Below are 15,065 nucleotides of genomic sequence, written 5' to 3'. Positions count from 1 at the left end.
TCTGTCATGATCAAGGCGAAAGACTCCGTTGTGTCGCTGATTGGTGTGATAAGTGCTCAGATCGTGCTTTTTCTGTGCATCTCGCTGATCGGGCGTTCGAGCGGACCGGAGGTGCTGGGACATTTTAACTACACGCTCGCGCTCGGCACGTTTGCCGGGACGCTGCTGGCGTGTCGTTATGAGCTCGCTTGCGTCAGCGATAGCCCGCAGCAATCCTTCAACGCGCTTGTCAATGTGATTAGCCTCAGCGCAGGCGTCATTCTCATTGCAGTGGCGATCAGCTTCGTTGCTGGGCGCTCCGACCTGTACATCGTTGAGGCCTTCGCGTTTGCTTACTTCATTCAGCAGGCCGCCGGCGCCTATCTCAACAGCATGCGGCGCTATGGATGGATAGCGGCGTGCCGTTTGGCGGTGAACCTGGCATTTCTGACGTGCCTGGCTGAAAGATGGGGGGTGCTCGCAACTAGAGGACCGGACGTTTTCGTTGCCTATACCGTAGTCAATCTAGTCGTCGCAGTCCTGATGCTCGTCTGGATTTTTCTGCTGGGAAAACGACTGGGATACAAGTTTCGGGTGTCGCGCGAGTTCTTTGTCGCGAACAGTCGATTCGCAAAATATATCCTGCCTTCTACCGTCTGCGGATCGGTGTTGACTTACGCACTGGCGATCGTCATCCCACATTGGTTTGGCGCCGAAAGCGCGGGGTATTTCGCCGCGGCCTATCGGCTGGGGTGTTTCCCTGTCTCGTTGATCGGTCAGAGCCTAGGTGGCGTGTTCCGGCGCGATGCGGTTGCGGCCATCGCTCAGGATGACTTACCAGATGCCTTGTCGAAGGTGTTTCTGGCTTACGCGCGATCGCTCGTGGTGCTTGCATTGCTGTACGCAGTTGGCGGCGCTCTGCTCTTCGGGCCGCTTGTAAAGATGGTGTTCGGCAATCGATGGGACGGAGCGATCGGCTTCTATTACGACCTGATTCCTCTTTTTGCGTTTCAGATGATTTATGTGCCGTTGTCCCAGGTATTTCTGGCCGTCAGACAGCAGCGAACCGATTTCCTGTTTCAGTTGTCGTGCGGCGCAACGCTCGTGAGTGTGCTGTTCGCGGCCCGTCTCATGAATCTGTCGGCACAGGCGAGCATCCGGAGCTTTTCGCTGGCCGGCGCCATGTTGATGATCTGCGGCATCACGCTGACATTCAAGGTGATGAGCGGCAGCGTCTCGCGTGTTCACGCTTCGACCTGATTTCCACAAACATAGTAGAAAAACGGACCATGATTGCTTTTGTTGTTGATTCGATGGAGCGCTATTACTTCGCGAGAAGACTGGTGAAGGCTGTCGGTAAAGAACTGGATCTCCTGTTTCTAACGAGTGAGCCGGTTGCGCATGTCCGGCTCTCGTTGTCGGGTTTGCGCTCGATCTATCTGCGCAAGACAGGTTTGCTGCGCTCCAGTCCCAATGAATGCCCGACAGGGACCCAGTATGACGCCGCCATTGAGGTATTGAATGGGCACGTTTCCATGGAACGCGCACGACGCGATGCTGCTGCGATCTGCAGCAGCGTTTCCAGGGCGTTTCGTAGATTCGCGGTTTCGCAATGCGTCATATGGAACGGTCAGCAACTACTCGGTCGAACCATTGGTAAGGTTTGCGAACAGCATGGCGTGCAGCGCAGATTCCTCGAGATATCCAATCTCCCGAACAAGCTGTTCGTCGATAGCCTGGGAGTCAATGCTCTCTCGACGATCAGTGCAGATCCCGCGGTGATCGATGCGTTGCAGATGCCCAGTGAAGACGAACATCGTCGCTGGCTCGTGGATTACGAGCAATACAAATCCAGGCCGTTACCTCAGTCGCAAACGTTCATGAGTCGCAAGGCTGTGGCCGTGCTCAACTATGCGTTGAAGTTCGCCACACGAGGTGTCGCCAGGACTTCGTTGCGTACCATCCGGATCGGAAGCAGCAAGGCAGCGCATCGGCAGGCACAGAACGTTTCGCCGAAGGACCTGTCCGCGCAGCCTTACGTGTTCTTGCCGCTGCAGGTTTCCGGCGATACGCAGATCAAACTGCACTCCGATGTGAACAATGTTGGCGCGATTGAGATTGCGTCCGGGTTGGCAGCGAAGGCCGGGGCTCGACTGCTGGTGAAGCTGCACCCCGCGGAGAACGATGCCGCGATGATCGCGGAAATTGTGCGTCTTAAGAACGCTTACTTATTCGATCTGGTCGCGTCGCCTACGACGGAACTGATCAGGCATGCGCAAATGGTCGTGACCATCAACTCGACGGTGGGCCTCGAAGCGCTGCTGTACGGGAAGAAGGTCGTATCGCTGGGGAGATGTTTCTACAAGGACTTCGATCAGGCAAGGCTCCGCAAATACATTCATTCGTTTTTGATTGACGGCATCGACTATTTTGGTTCTGGTGAGATTTCTACGCTGTCGGCGCGAAATGTTTTTGCCCGGACGGTATAGAAATGAACGATTTGTCGGCGTTGAATCGCGGCTTGCGCGGCCGCACTGAACTGAGCACGGGCCGATGTGCTGTGTTGATCCCTCACTACAACAACCCCGAGGGGCTGCTGAAATCGTTGTCCTCTATCGGGAAAGACGAAGCGGTGGATGTCTGGGTGGTGGACGACGGCAGCCAGCGAAAACCCGATGAGACTGCTGCGAAGAAAGCATTTGACGGACGCATCAGGTTTGGCTATTTGCCACGAAATCAGGGTATTCAATTCGCGCTGAATGCGGGACTGCTCGAGATTGAACAACACTATGAATATGTCGCCAGACTGGATTGCGGAGATACGTGTGCTCCCAATCGCTTCCGCTTGCAAATGGAGTTTCTTGATAATAATCGGAAAATCATGCTGTTGGGGAGTGCAGTCACCTTCGTAGACACCGAAGGCGAACCCCAATACACGCTGACACTGCCGGTGAAGGCCCGAAAAATCCGACGTGCCATGCATCTGAATTGTGCCTTCGTACACCCCGCAGTGATGTGGCGATGCTCGGTCATGAGCAGACTGGGTAGCTATCCGATCGACTATCCGATGGCCGAGGACTACGCCTTCTTCTGGAAGTTTGTCAGCAGGTTTGAGACGGCCAACCTGCAGGCCGCGTTGGTAAGTTGCGAAATCAATCCGAATGGGCTCTCAATTAGCAGGCGCAAGCAGCAATTGCAGTCGAGATTGCGTTTGCAATTGCGGTATGCCCGCGCCAATGCGGCGACCGTATATGGCGTGATTAAAACGCTGGCGTTGATGGCTATTCCATATTCGATGGTGCTCTGGCTGAAGCGGCGGTAGCCCAGATAAATCCGGTCAGAACTCGAAAGTAGTCAATTTCCGCGCATTGAACGCGGCAACTTCGGTTAATCCATTAATTCATCAATAACTGACGCGTCCTCGGCAATTAGGGGCTGCGGCGGTGCAACGCCTTTGCGCCGACGGGGCATTGACGACTGCCCGTCTAAAACTGGAAATATGTTCGAAATGTTGTCTCAGCCCACGCAAGGCAAAGCCCTAAAGATTGTTCAGCTACTGGAGTCGAGCGCAACCGGAACGTTGTCGATGGTTTGCATGATCGCAAACCGGCTCGCGCAGGAAGGCCACCACGTGCATGTGATCTACTCGGTTCGGAAAGATACGCCGGCCGATCTCAGGGCGTTGTTCCACAAGGACGTCGTGTTGCGGCATATCCAGATGAAAAACTCGCGTGTGCTTTCGGTTCTCGCGGATGTGCGCGCCGCATTGAAAGAGGTTGAGCCCGACATCGTGCACTTGCACTCATCCTTCGCGGGCTTCCTGGGTCGGATCGCGGCGATGTTTTCATTCCGAAAAACCGCATTCTTTTATAGCCCGCACTGCATTTCCTTTATGCGCAGAGATGTTTCCATGCTCAGGAGACTGTCGTTCGCGGGCCTCGAATTGATTGCGTGTGTCAGGAGGTGCCTGTACATCGCCTGCTCCGAGAGCGAGCGCCTTGCAATACGAGCCTATCTGAGACGGCCGGTCGTGGTGATCGAAAATGCGGTTGCTAGCGTACCGGCTGCGAGTCCCGACAAAACGAGGTACGACACGATGGCTCGTGGGTGTATCGTTACTGTTGGTGGGATTCGGGCGCAAAAGAATCCGCGCCTGTTTGCCGAGATCGCCCGCCGGTTTAAGGGGCGTGGCATGCGGTTCCTCTGGATCGGCGATGGCGATCAGGCGCTCAAGGATGAGCTGCTGGCCGCAGGCGTCGAGGTGAGTGGCTGGCTGGGTCGAGCTGAAGTCATGGATTGTCTCCAGCGAGCCAGCCTGTATCTGTCTACGGCGTCGTGGGAAGGCATGCCGGTGTCGGTTATCGAAGCCATGCTACTGAGGCGGCCGGCGGTTGTCTTTGCCTGTGCGGGAAATGTAGACGTCGTGCGCCACCTGGATACCGGGGCGATTTTCAGAACCGCGGACGAGGCGGTCGAATTCCTTACCAAGTTTGCCGAAGATGAGATGCTTCGGGAGGCTATCGCGGCACGCGCTCACGCGGAGGCGCAGGCACGATTTTGCGAGGACAGGTTCTTCAAGGAACTGATACCGGTTTATATTGCGGGTCGAGAAGGGCGTTTGCGGAGGGGCGGTCCCACGCGTTTGCGTGCGTGGCTCGAATCGGCATTGCCGTAACTTACCCAACAATCTGGAGAAGAAAGTGAAAGTACATATTGGTTCAGGCATCGAAATTGGGAACAATCTGCCGTTCGTGCTGTTCGGCGGACTGAACGTTCTCGAGAACCTCGATCTTACCCTTGACGTCTGCGGCCAGTTTGTAGAGACCACGCGGAAACTGAATATCCCGTTTGTCTTCAAGGCGTCTTTCGACAAGGCGAACCGGTCGTCGATCCATTCTTATCGCGGCGTGGGCCTCGATGAGGGACTCACCATTCTCAGCGCCGTGAAGGAGCGCTTCGGCGTCCCTGTGATCACCGACGTTCATGAGGTCGAGCAGGCGGCAGCGGTCGGCCAGGTTGCGGATGTGCTACAGGTGCCGGCATTTCTGGCGCGCCAAACGGATCTCGTCGTGGCGATCGCAAAGACCGGTAAGCCGATCAACGTCAAAAAGCCGCAGTTCATGAGCCCCACGCAGCTGAAACACGTGGTGACGAAGTGCCGCGAGGTGGGTAACGATCAGGTGATTCTTTGCGAGCGTGGCAGTTCGTTTGGCTACGACAATCTCGTGGTGGACATGCTGGGTTTTCGCCAGATGGCGGAAGCGACCGGTGGATGTCCTGTGATCTTCGACGTCACTCACAGCCTGCAGAATCGCGATCCGCTAGGCGAGGCATCGGGAGGCCGTCGGCGTCAGGTGCTGGATCTGGCGAGAGCCGGTATGGCAGTGGGTCTGGGTGGCCTGTTCCTGGAGGCGCATCCTGATCCGGACAACGCGCGTTGCGATGGGCCTAGCGCGCTGCCGCTCCATTTGCTTGAGGCGTTCCTCACGCAAATCAAGGCGATTGACGATCTGGTGAAGGGCATGCCCGTGTTGGACATCCGCTGAGCGGACGCGAGTAGTCATTGGCAAGCGCGAAGGCTGGGCACTTATTTCGGGTGCCTTGCTTTCAGCCGGGGGCTGGTGCCGGGCGTTGCATAAGCGTTTGTCTGAAATCCGGAAATCTCATAAAGCTAATGTAATTCGAGTTGTGCTGGCTCTGTGCGCCGCCTTGAGCGTCGTCAAACGCCATACGGATTACGGCAATGATGTCGTTTCCTTCGATTTGCCAGTCGACGTACTGGAAGCCGTGCTTTTGGCGATCCGGGTGTTCCATCAGCACGCGCCGGATAGTCCAGTGGCGCAGGTCGGGTGACGATATCAACGCCAGCGTGTTGCGGACCCGTTCGAGGTTTTCGTGTCCGTTGTTTTGCAGCACGGCGTTCGTGAGCGACCAATAGAGCTTCGTTCGCGCATCGAACCGGATCGTGAATTTCTTGCCGCCGCCGGGCATGTCGACAAAATCACGGGCTGGATCGAAGGAGAGCGCGTCTGCGCCAGCGGTCAGAGAAACCAGCGCGGCTTTTTCTTGTCCCTGCCTGCTGTTCACGCGCATCACGACGGACGGTAGAGCTTGCCCCGTCGACACCATATTGCCCTCTTCCCACGAAAGGAAGTCGCCGTTCAGCCACCTCTTGTCCGATCGGAGATGGGTCGTACTGCTCCAGGCCGTCGTATCGAGCAGATCGGCGTCGACGGGGGCTGACAGGACGACTTCCCGCAGGTCGCCGCCCTCGGCGATTTCGAAACTTCTCCAGATGCGCCCATGATCAACCAGCACCGGTACTGGCGCCGTAACGTAACGGCCCGGCATGGGGAAGCGACCCGTCGATGCGTCGAGTGGCGTCGTCCATGTCGCCCCTCCATTGTCCGAGCGTCGAATCACGGGTGTGCCCATGGAACGGTCGGTGCCAAACAGATAGAGCGCGCCACGTGCAACGAATATCGAAGACCAGTACTGCCCCGATACTTGTCCCAGGCTCTTCCAGGTGACACCTTTGTCACGGGAAGCAAAGAGCGAAACTTGATCATCTTTTGAACCGGGACCGAACGTGTCGTGAGACACGATGTAGGTGCCGTCCGGGAGTACCGCGAGAGAGGGCGATCCAAGAAAGATCTGTGTCGAAGCGGCGCTGTGGGCAATGATCCGGCCAGGTGGCGATTCGGGCGCGACCTGAGCGACCGAGACGCCGACGGCCAATGCGGACAGAAGGATAACCAGGATCCACCGTGTCATTGTCGACACCGAACCTGTGCCAACGAACCGAGCGAACCGAGGTAGAAGCGTTTGCGTCGCCCCGAATGCCTTCCCATCGGAATTTCGCGTGACACAACGAGGAACAGCAAAAGTGTGAGCCACAGCATTCCGTGGAGGAAGTGGTATTTGAATAGCAGGATCGGGAGTAAATAGAGCAGGTATCGTCTTCGTCCGTGGCCATTGAACAGGGCTAAAAGCGAGCCAAAGAACACAGTGGCGCCCACTGCTCCCGCACTGAAGATCATGTACACATAGAAGGAGCTATCGCGAACTTCGTAACCGCGCAAATGGGTTTTCCCGACGTTGTTGCGTTCGTCCCAGAACAGACCGTTGCCGAACATGCCCGAAAGGGAATCGCGCACGGCCAGTTCGTTAAAGACGAGCGTTCGGCTGGCGACTGCGTTGTAATCTTCCGATTGATTGACACGCCTGTCGTAGACCGTGTAGAGCGGAGGGGTACATAAAACGGCGATTAGAATCGTCGCAATTTTTAATCGAACCGAGACGCGCCCGAGGAATAAATGCACGATACAAAGCATCGCGCATACGATGATCGCGGCAACCGAGAAGCTCAGCAATGCAGTAAAAAAGGCGAGGCATGTGGCGAAGGTCAACTGGCGTTTCGCCAGCAACAGGACGATACCTGCCGGGACAACCGTCATGGCATAAAACGATGGCTCCGAGAACAATCCCAGCGCGCGGATGGGTATCAGGCTGTCACTTAGCGTCTTGGTTTCATAGAGCGCTTCGGCACTGCCTTCACGAACGTAACTGTCGAAGTCAATGAAATGGCCGGTGAGCAGATAGTACGTAAGCTGGAAAATAAAAAACGCAGCATGAACGTAGATCAGGATTTCGCATGCGCGCGTCAGCGACCCAAGTGTGAGGATCTTGCTGCGGAACATCCAGAAGATCAATGCGATATAGGTCTGGATAAAAATGAACTTGATGAAATAGTTCGGATAGAAGTCGCCAAACGCAGACTGGATAAACGACAGGCAAAGAATGGTCGCCCAGTATGCGAGAACCGGCGCCAGGCCGATCTGCCGCGCCAGCAAGGTTGGCATCTTCAGAAACGCCAAAGCGCCTATCAAGAAGTATGCACATGCTGCTGCGCGAACACTGAACGCGCTAAGCGAAAAGAAAGCGATGCTCGCGGCAAATAGAAATGTAGACACGCTAGCGCGCCGCATAGAGATACCCTGCTTCGTTGCCCGTCTTGATGGCGGGGCGTTACCTAAAACAGCCGTTCACAAAGAACTGGCGAATAAGACTCGATGGCCGTTTGAATCGGTGCATGGTGTCCATACGCAGCCGCCGACACTAACAGCATCGAGCCGATCGCGAATGGCCGCAGGCGCGAGGGGAGTACGGGGGTGTCCTTCCAGCGTACAAAGATCACGGTCACCACCGCGCCCAGAGCCCAACCCGCGATAACTTCCGACGTCGTGTGTGCCTGATCGAAAACGCGGGCCGTGCCGATCAATGCAGCCAGCAGGAATCCCAACATCAATGCGGCGCGCGTGCCCGTGCTCGTTCCGCTGCGCGAGGCAAGCAGGAACGCCATTGGCCAGACTGCCGAGGCAAGCATGGTGTGGCCGCTTATGACGCGAAAACCTATCGCGGGGATTTGCACGCCGCATCCGGCATAGAGAATCTTGGTCAATCCGACCATCAACATGCCGGCGCAAAGCGGTGCCAGCCACGCGAGCGCGGCGCGCCAGCCAGACAAGGACATGGCTAGCCATGCGCAGCAGGCAACAGCAAGGGGTAGCGTCATGGCTGCGTCGCCGAGATCGCTAATGGCAGACCACATTTCAGATCCTCGAATACTTGAGAAGGCGTATTGGCCTGCGTGTGACCGGTAACGATGCTGTACGGGAAAGAGCGAGATTTTGCGGCAGAAACAATTTGGTTGGAATGGGACGTGTCTGAAATGCCGTGATCCTCCTGCGGAAAGCAGAGGCTGCCTGCCCGGCAACCGCTGCTTTGAATGGTCGTCTACTTCTCACCTGAGCTTTAATGCTTGCTCGCCCCACCTCGACAAGAGCGCTGTTTTCGCGCGTTTTGAGACAAGCGTTTTACGGAGAGATTTCTTCTTTCCCTGAAATCGAATCCATATTTTTAGCAAATTGACCTTGCGATCCTATATTCGGATTATTGAAAATGATAATTTAATCCAAAAGTAAAGCTGTCATTTCTGCGTTTAGTGCCGCTTGAACGGGAAGTGTCGGCGGTCCATTCGCCGGCAAGTCCGAATTGACTGGATAGCTTATATTCCACTCCCAATCCACCATGCAGTCGCGTGTCCGGCCATGAGCCCGTAAAGCCGAGCCGCGCATACGGCATCAGTTTGCCGACGGGAACACCCACTTTGGCGTCGAGACCACCATCCTTCCCGGTGGCAGAGCCATGGTGGAAATCGGTGAACACCTCGGCGCCGAGCACCAGGGGGCCGGCATCGAACGCGTAGCCTGCGACTAGCCCGGGAAACGTCGTGTCGTGCCTGGCTCTGGGTGCGACGCCCGAGGCATTGGAGCGGTTCTCGCCAAGTTTGAAGCCGACGTACCCTCCGGAGAATTCGCTGCCTTGGGGTTGGACTGCCTCGGGGGCGGTACCGGCATGAGCCTGCGTGAGGCCGGTCAGAATAATCGCGAGCGTGGTGGTGCAAACGGTGTAAAAAATCTTCTTTGTCTTCATTAGTGAAACGGAAATGTAAATGTCAATTTACGTGAATCCCGTTTTATTTTATAAATGTAATATTTTTTCAAAATCAGGATTCACGGTTTGCCTGTGGAATTCACGGGCGTGTGAGAGGCTAATTGCATGGTCCTGAGCGTCAAATAAGAGTAATCCGAAATGGAATTTGTGTTAATCAAGTGTAAATATTGATCTGCATTAAAGCGCCGTGACGAATCGCTTGAACGTGATATTTGTCGAGGCGCGTGGATGAACGGTGGGTGTCTACGATCGATGCGATCGCGCGGCGTATCGGGGCGCGGACGCCGAACAGATAGGACAAGTCGAGACTATTCCTATTTTTCGGACCTTCCTCCGTCAGTAGACTTTCGATTCCTGTTGCCGGGCTGTGTAGTCCGATGTCAGAAATGCCCTGCACGGGATCTGCCATCTTTTCCGCGCGGCTACCAAGTGTCGTCACACCGTCGCCCATGCCCCGCAGCCTTCTTTTCGACTGCGAGAGTTCTCCATCATGTGGCTGTATCTACGTAACATCCTTGTCCCCGAGCCGGTTCATTCCACCAATACGAATCCGTCGCCCGATCTCAAACGCACGTCTCCAATGGGTGCTGCAGCCAGAGTGTTCATGCTGAGCAGCGCGTTGGCTGCTGCGCTGGGCGCGCCTGTCGAGTCGCGTGCGGTTTCAAAGCTACCCGGTCAGGCGTCAGTGCCGGGCTCAAACCAGCCTGCAGTGCAACGACCGCTGCCGGGCACGCAATCCCCGACTCCGGACGGCACAAACCGTCTGCCGGCCTCCGATGGGCCAGTCACATCCGTGATGCAAATGGCATTCGATGGCTTGCATAACCTGTCGTTCCTTCGCGACGATCTGCATTCGCGCCCAACGCTTGTCCTGTCGCTCGACGAGCCGGTGCTGATGAAGATGTGCCGGTTCAGCCCTTCCGTGTGCGTCCCGCTGGCTCCCTCTGCGGGGGCCCACGAATGGACCGGGCGGGTTGCCGTCGGTACTGGCAAGACGGTCAGCCTCGCCGACACCTCCGGGTCACGTGCCGCCGATGTTGCTCATTCCACCACCCTCTCAGGCGTCGCCCCGTTGGAGATGCCGTCTGCGCAAACGAACACCTACGCGGGGGAGATCAAAGGTGGCTTGCACGCTGCGTGGACGCCGGTGGGCCTTCCGGCGGATCTGGTCGTGCAACTCAGCCGTATCTTTGCGGGACGTCTGGACGCCACTCAACCGGCTCAAGCGGGCGACTACTACCGTATCGCCTATGAACGGGTCGACGGCAAGCCGGCCAGCGCGGCCGGCGCACGCATCACGGCGGTCGAGTTGCGACTCGCGGGTCAGACTCATCGCGCCGTCTGGTTTGTTGCGCCAGGAAGGGTAGGCGGCGATTACTATTCGTTCGACGGTCAGCGTCTGACCGCCGAACCGTTCGCCATGCCATTGAACTTCGTTCGCGTGAGTTCGCCATTCGGTTACCGCATTCATCCGGTGACCGGGCAGCGTCTGCTGCATACGGGCGTGGACCTCACAGCGGCGCCCGGTACGCCGGTCGTTGCTGCCTCCGCAGGCACGGTGCAGTTCGTTGGTTACGACAGCGGTTATGGCAATCATGTCGTGCTGCGTCACACGCAGGGCTATACCTCGTACTACGCGCATCTATCGGCGTTTGCCAAGGGACTGAGGGCAGGCATGCAGGTCACCCAGGGACAGTCGTTGGGCGCAGTCGGAGAGACGGGAGTCGCGACTGGTCCGCATCTGCACTTTGAGGTTCGCCTGAACAACCAGCCTACCGATCCGCTCAAGCTGACGAGCCGTTCGAGCGCGGTGCCGCTGGCGGGTCGCCAGCGTGCCGCGTTCGATCAATTGGCGAGTGTCGCACTTGCCGGGCTTCCCGCAATGCCGGGCGATGTGCGCACCGCCGCGAATACGCCGTTTCCTGTGCGATGAGTTTCCCCAGCCACCTGAACTGAGCATCGCTGTGTTGACGGCCTTGGAGGTTTCCGGGGCGGGCGCAACTATTTCGTTTAACGACACGGTCCGATGACACAACCATGACAGCACCGGCTTTGCCGATCCGCTGTTTTCTCGCGGCAAAGCAGCAGGCCGCGCAAGAAAGGGGCTGGCGCCTGGTCAAGGCGCCAGCCCCTTCTGCTATCCGGCGCGAATGCACTTGCGCCCGCGTTGCCCACAGGATTTAATACGGCAACGCAATGGCGCTTGCCGGCGTGGCAGTGGGGCGATCTTCGAAGAACACAATGAATAGTGCAATCCGGCGCATTCGCAGTTAAGGCGCGTCGGCACGGCAGCCGGTGTGGACTGAGAGCCACGCCGGTTGCGGCGAGTCACCATAACCGGAGCGGAGCATGAAAGCCAGCACCATCGCGGAACGGGAGGCCAGCGGCCGGGCAGCGCGCGAACATTCGAAGCGCTCGAGTCATCGCGCGACTGGCGATGTCCACCGCAACCCGGTCGATCTTCTCAAGCAAAGCAGCGAAGGGCGGGTGCAGAAGCTGGTGCCATTGCGCTACGGTCGCATGGCCGTTTCGCCTTTCACGTTCTTTCGCGGCAGTGCGATCATCCAGGCTCACGACCTGAGCCGGACTTCCGACACGGGCATCGTGATGCCGATCTGCGGCGATGGCCATCTGATGAACTTCGGCGGTTTCGCGACACCGGAACGGCAACTCGTCTTCGATCTGAACGACTTCGATGAGGTGGCGCTCGGTCCGTTCGAATGGGATCTCAAACGCCTGACTGCCAGTCTCGTGGTGGCCGCGCGGCATATGCGCCTGAGCCGGGGCTTCTCCGCCGAACTGGTGATGACGGCGGTCAGCGAATACCGCGATCGCATGATGCAGTATGCGCAATGCGGGGCGCTCGAACTGTGGTACGAGCGCATTACGTTCGAACACATGGCCGAAACCGCGTTGACGCCGGAGCGCCGCCGCACCGTCAGGCGCGGCATGGAGAAGGCGGCTGGGCGTACTCAGGAGAGCATGCTCGACAAGATGTGCGAGCACGTGGGCGACCATTTGATCATCCGTGATGCGCCGCCCGGGCTATTTCATGTGCACGGCGCCAATACGATGTTCGAGGCTGAAGACGACTGGTTCACTCTGGGCGACTGGCGCAAGCTCATCGGGCCCATGTACGGCGAGTACCTGAAGACGCTGACGCATGACCGGCGCGAACTGCTGAGCCACTTTACGGCGCAGGATCTGGTGTTCAAGGTGGTGGGCGTCGGCAGCGTGGGCACGCGCTGTCTGGTTCTGCTGAGCACCGATCATATGGGCAAGCCGCTCTTCCTCCAGATCAAGGAAGCGCGCCAGTCGGTGGTCGCCCAATACTTCAAGGGACAAACCTTGCAGCACGATGGCGAGCGCGTCGTGCGCGGGCAGCGCGTGCTGCAGGCAGCGAGCGACATCTTCCTCGGGTGGGCTACCGGCCCGTCGAGCCGGCATTTCTATTTCCGGCAACTGCGCGATATGAAGCTCTCGGCGAATATCGAGCTGTTCGATAACGACCTCCTGCTGGGGTACGCGAAGTTGTGCGGCTGGGTGATGGCGCGCGCTCATGCGAAGGCGAGCGGCAAGGCCATTGAAATCAGCGCGTATATTGGCCGCGGCGATCAGTTTGGAGAAGCGCTGACCGACTACGCACTCGCCTACGCAGACCAGGTCGAGAAAGACTACGACGTCTTCATGAAAGCCTGCCGCAACGGCGAGCTTGAAGCGCGTAGCGACGAGGACATGGCAGCGGATTTCCGTATGTAGTCCCTGGCAGTTCGGTTGAGCGGCGCGACACCGCTCAACTGACCGAAAAGTGCACCCGCACGTCCTGATCGCTTTCGACGGGGTGGCCGTTTTCCATTGCAGGGAAAAAGCGCCAGCGGTGCAAGGTTTCCAGCAGGATCTGATTGAGCCGTGGATTTTGCGTAGGCTTCACCAGTTCGACTTCGAACGTGCCGTCGGCATGTACCTTGAAGTGAGCGAGCGCCGTGACCTGATAACCCTGCTCCCGCAGGTCGTCCGGCAGTACCGGCATCGGTTGGGATAGCAGGCGTGCTTGCGTGCTGCCAGATGGCGGCGCCGGCGTGGCGGCTGCTGTGCTGTTCGACGGCGCGGCAGCGTTGCTTGCCGTGGCCGCTGCGGGTGCTGCCCGCGCGGATGTGGTTGACGTTGCGGATTGCTCGGGTGTTGCCGGCTCAATCGGGGAATGCGCCTCTTCGTGCGGCTGCGGTGGTTGCCTTGGTTGTGTTGGACTACTATGCGGCGGCTGGACCGCGTGCGTTATCGGCGCCGGGGTGGTCTGGGTGCGCTTCGCGACGGGCGGAGAGGGCGCCGCCTGTGCAGGCGCGGCTCGTTGCACAGACGTGAGCGGCGCAGGCACCGGAGGTGGCGCAAGTTCGACAAGACGCATATCGATCGTCGTCGGCGCATGCGTGTGCGGTGGAGATTCCTGGGTGGTCAGCCAACCCACGGAGCGCGCCAGTAGCGTCAGACACAGCACCCCAGCCAGCACAGACGCCACCGCAAAACGCGCGCCCTCGCGATCAGCAAGCGCCAATAGCCGTTGCAAGCCGCTACTCACGATGCACGGCGACGAGAAAGTGCTCGGCTCCAGCCTGGCGTGCGGCCAGCATGGCCTGCACGACGACACCGTGTGACGCGTGATCGTCGGCGGCGACCACCACGTTGGCGTCGGGACGCAACAGGCGCGCGATCGTCGGCGTGACCTGATCGAGCCGCACGGCCTGCTGATTGATAAAAACCTGATTGGCCTCGTTCACCGACAGCGTCAGCGGCTTGTCCTGGGTCATCTGCTGCGCGCGTCCTTGCGGCAGGTTGATCCGCACGGCGTCCAGACGCTGCATGGCCAGCGAGGTCAGCATGAAGGTCGCCAGCAGAAAGAACATCACATCGATCATCGGAATGATTTCGATGCGGCCGCGCTTCGAGCGGCGTGAGCGCCGCAGTTTCATGACGGAAGTCCCGCGCTTTCGCTAGCGAGGCGCAGGTCGCTGAGCGACTCGTTGGCGAACGATTCGAGTTCGTCCATCAGACGATCGATACGGCGCGAAAAGAAGTTAAACGCAAACAGCGCGACGAGAGCGATCACAAGGCCAATCGCGGTGGCGATCAGCGCCTGCGCGACGCCGCCGGTGACGCCCGACGGATTCACCAGGCCATCGCCGCCGATCAGTTTGAACGAATGCATCATGCCGACGATCGTGCCGAGCAGGCCTAGCAGCGGCGCCGCCGTCACGATGGTCTCGAGCAGCCACAAGCCGCGGCTCATATCACGCTCGATCTGCGCGGCGGCAGCCTCGACCCGCGTTTCGATGCGCCATAACGGGGTCCGCGGGTCGCGCAGCAACTGGCCAATCCGGCTAAACGCGTGCTGTTTTGGCAGGCTACCGGGAAGCTGCCTAAGGTCGGCTAACCCCGGCATGCGTGCGAACCGCCAGAACGCATACGCCCGGTCGAGCGTGATGGCGAGCGCGACGGTCGCCAGCACCGTCAGCGGATAGATTACCCAGCCACCGAGGCGTGCCGCGTCGGCGAGATTGGTCCAGTCGTTCATG

At 58.5% G+C, this 15,065-nt stretch carries 15 protein-coding genes; 7 read left to right on the top strand and 8 right to left on the bottom strand.

Going from position 1 to position 15,065, the window contains the following annotated elements:
* The first annotated feature begins 6 nt into the window (after window positions 1-6).
* From P3T17_RS17755 to kdsA, 5 genes are all read left to right on the top strand, one after another.
* Window positions 7-1,239, top strand: a complete 1,233-nt coding sequence (locus P3T17_RS17755; RefSeq protein ID WP_429408229.1) for a lipopolysaccharide biosynthesis protein — start codon at window positions 7-9, stop codon at window positions 1,237-1,239.
* Window positions 1,240-1,268: 29 nt separating this feature from the next.
* On the top strand, window positions 1,269-2,468 hold the full coding sequence (locus tag P3T17_RS17750; protein WP_429408530.1) for a capsular biosynthesis protein: 1,200 nt from the start codon (window positions 1,269-1,271) through the stop codon (window positions 2,466-2,468).
* A gap of 2 nt (window positions 2,469-2,470) precedes the next feature.
* A complete protein-coding gene (locus P3T17_RS17745) occupies window positions 2,471-3,301 on the top strand; it encodes a glycosyltransferase (RefSeq protein ID WP_429408227.1) in 831 nt (276 codons plus the stop codon).
* Between the two features lie 177 nt (window positions 3,302-3,478).
* Window positions 3,479-4,654 (top strand): glycosyltransferase, encoded by a 1,176-nt coding sequence (locus P3T17_RS17740; protein WP_429408225.1) that lies wholly within the window; start codon window positions 3,479-3,481, stop codon window positions 4,652-4,654.
* A gap of 25 nt (window positions 4,655-4,679) precedes the next feature.
* Window positions 4,680-5,525, top strand: a complete 846-nt coding sequence (kdsA, locus tag P3T17_RS17735) for a 3-deoxy-8-phosphooctulonate synthase (RefSeq protein WP_429408223.1) — start codon at window positions 4,680-4,682, stop codon at window positions 5,523-5,525.
* Between the two features lie 61 nt (window positions 5,526-5,586).
* Here kdsA and P3T17_RS17730 read toward each other — a convergent pair whose 3' ends face one another.
* The 5 genes from P3T17_RS17730 to P3T17_RS17710 form a co-directional block, all read right to left on the bottom strand.
* Window positions 5,587-6,753: a sialidase family protein gene (locus P3T17_RS17730; RefSeq protein ID WP_429408529.1), complete on the bottom strand. Its 1,167-nt coding sequence runs from the start codon at window positions 6,751-6,753 to the stop codon at window positions 5,587-5,589.
* Complete coding sequence (locus tag P3T17_RS17725) at window positions 6,750-7,967, bottom strand: hypothetical protein (protein WP_429408221.1); 1,218 nt, start codon at window positions 7,965-7,967, stop codon at window positions 6,750-6,752. The genes P3T17_RS17730 and P3T17_RS17725 overlap by 4 nt, the downstream gene beginning before the upstream one ends.
* Before the next feature lie 44 nt (window positions 7,968-8,011).
* A complete protein-coding gene (locus P3T17_RS17720; RefSeq protein ID WP_429285976.1) occupies window positions 8,012-8,590 on the bottom strand; it encodes a phosphatase PAP2 family protein in 579 nt (192 codons plus the stop codon).
* Between the two features lie 341 nt (window positions 8,591-8,931).
* Window positions 8,932-9,474, bottom strand: coding sequence for an outer membrane protein (locus tag P3T17_RS17715; RefSeq protein WP_429408220.1), 543 nt, complete (start codon window positions 9,472-9,474; stop codon window positions 8,932-8,934).
* Between the two features lie 175 nt (window positions 9,475-9,649).
* The gene (locus tag P3T17_RS17710; protein WP_429408218.1) at window positions 9,650-9,946 is read right to left on the bottom strand and encodes a hypothetical protein; all 297 of its coding nucleotides are present in this window, start codon (window positions 9,944-9,946) and stop codon (window positions 9,650-9,652) included.
* 39 nt (window positions 9,947-9,985) lie between these two features.
* On the opposite strand from P3T17_RS17710, the gene P3T17_RS17705 reads away from it, so the two are divergent.
* Together P3T17_RS17705 and P3T17_RS17700 are read left to right on the top strand one after the other, a co-directional pair.
* A complete protein-coding gene (locus P3T17_RS17705; protein WP_429408216.1) occupies window positions 9,986-11,428 on the top strand; it encodes a M23 family metallopeptidase in 1,443 nt (480 codons plus the stop codon).
* A gap of 416 nt (window positions 11,429-11,844) precedes the next feature.
* Window positions 11,845-13,254: a DUF2252 domain-containing protein gene (locus P3T17_RS17700; protein WP_429408214.1), complete on the top strand. Its 1,410-nt coding sequence runs from the start codon at window positions 11,845-11,847 to the stop codon at window positions 13,252-13,254.
* A gap of 34 nt (window positions 13,255-13,288) precedes the next feature.
* Here the strand turns inward: P3T17_RS17700 and P3T17_RS17695 are convergent, their stop codons facing one another.
* From P3T17_RS17695 to P3T17_RS17685, 3 genes are read right to left on the bottom strand one after another with little or no spacing between them, the layout of a single operon-like run.
* Window positions 13,289-14,059 (bottom strand): energy transducer TonB, encoded by a 771-nt coding sequence (locus tag P3T17_RS17695; protein ID WP_429408212.1) that lies wholly within the window; start codon window positions 14,057-14,059, stop codon window positions 13,289-13,291.
* 4 nt (window positions 14,060-14,063) lie between these two features.
* Window positions 14,064-14,462, bottom strand: coding sequence for an ExbD/TolR family protein (locus P3T17_RS17690; protein ID WP_074269105.1), 399 nt, complete (start codon window positions 14,460-14,462; stop codon window positions 14,064-14,066).
* On the bottom strand, window positions 14,459-15,064 hold the full coding sequence (locus P3T17_RS17685) for a MotA/TolQ/ExbB proton channel family protein (RefSeq protein WP_429408211.1): 606 nt from the start codon (window positions 15,062-15,064) through the stop codon (window positions 14,459-14,461). Before P3T17_RS17685 ends, P3T17_RS17690 begins: the two co-directional genes overlap by 4 nt.
* Window position 15,065 lies beyond the last annotated feature (1 nt).

This window comes from Paraburkholderia sp. GAS82, from assembly GCF_050436285.1.
Lineage (GTDB): Bacteria > Pseudomonadota > Gammaproteobacteria > Burkholderiales > Burkholderiaceae > Paraburkholderia > Paraburkholderia phenazinium_B.
Note: the sequence above shows the minus strand (reverse complement) of the source record. Positions and strands in the feature narration are given on the sequence as shown.

Coding starts and splice junctions, on each gene's coding strand:
- P3T17_RS17755 (WP_429408229.1), top strand. CDS start 7: ATGATCAAGGCGAAAGACTCCGTTGTGTCGCTGATTGGTGTGATAAGT.
- P3T17_RS17750 (WP_429408530.1), top strand. CDS start 1,269: ATGATTGCTTTTGTTGTTGATTCGATGGAGCGCTATTACTTCGCGAGA.
- P3T17_RS17745 (WP_429408227.1), top strand. CDS start 2,471: ATGAACGATTTGTCGGCGTTGAATCGCGGCTTGCGCGGCCGCACTGAA.
- P3T17_RS17740 (WP_429408225.1), top strand. CDS start 3,479: ATGTTCGAAATGTTGTCTCAGCCCACGCAAGGCAAAGCCCTAAAGATT.
- P3T17_RS17730 (WP_429408529.1), bottom strand. CDS start 6,753: ATGACACGGTGGATCCTGGTTATCCTTCTGTCCGCATTGGCCGTCGGC.
- P3T17_RS17725 (WP_429408221.1), bottom strand. CDS start 7,967: ATGCGGCGCGCTAGCGTGTCTACATTTCTATTTGCCGCGAGCATCGCT.
- P3T17_RS17720 (WP_429285976.1), bottom strand. CDS start 8,590: ATGTGGTCTGCCATTAGCGATCTCGGCGACGCAGCCATGACGCTACCC.
- P3T17_RS17715 (WP_429408220.1), bottom strand. CDS start 9,474: ATGAAGACAAAGAAGATTTTTTACACCGTTTGCACCACCACGCTCGCG.
- P3T17_RS17710 (WP_429408218.1), bottom strand. CDS start 9,946: ATGGGCGACGGTGTGACGACACTTGGTAGCCGCGCGGAAAAGATGGCA.
- P3T17_RS17705 (WP_429408216.1), top strand. CDS start 9,986: ATGTGGCTGTATCTACGTAACATCCTTGTCCCCGAGCCGGTTCATTCC.
- P3T17_RS17700 (WP_429408214.1), top strand. CDS start 11,845: ATGAAAGCCAGCACCATCGCGGAACGGGAGGCCAGCGGCCGGGCAGCG.
- P3T17_RS17690 (WP_074269105.1), bottom strand. CDS start 14,462: ATGAAACTGCGGCGCTCACGCCGCTCGAAGCGCGGCCGCATCGAAATC.
- P3T17_RS17685 (WP_429408211.1), bottom strand. CDS start 15,064: ATGAACGACTGGACCAATCTCGCCGACGCGGCACGCCTCGGTGGCTGG.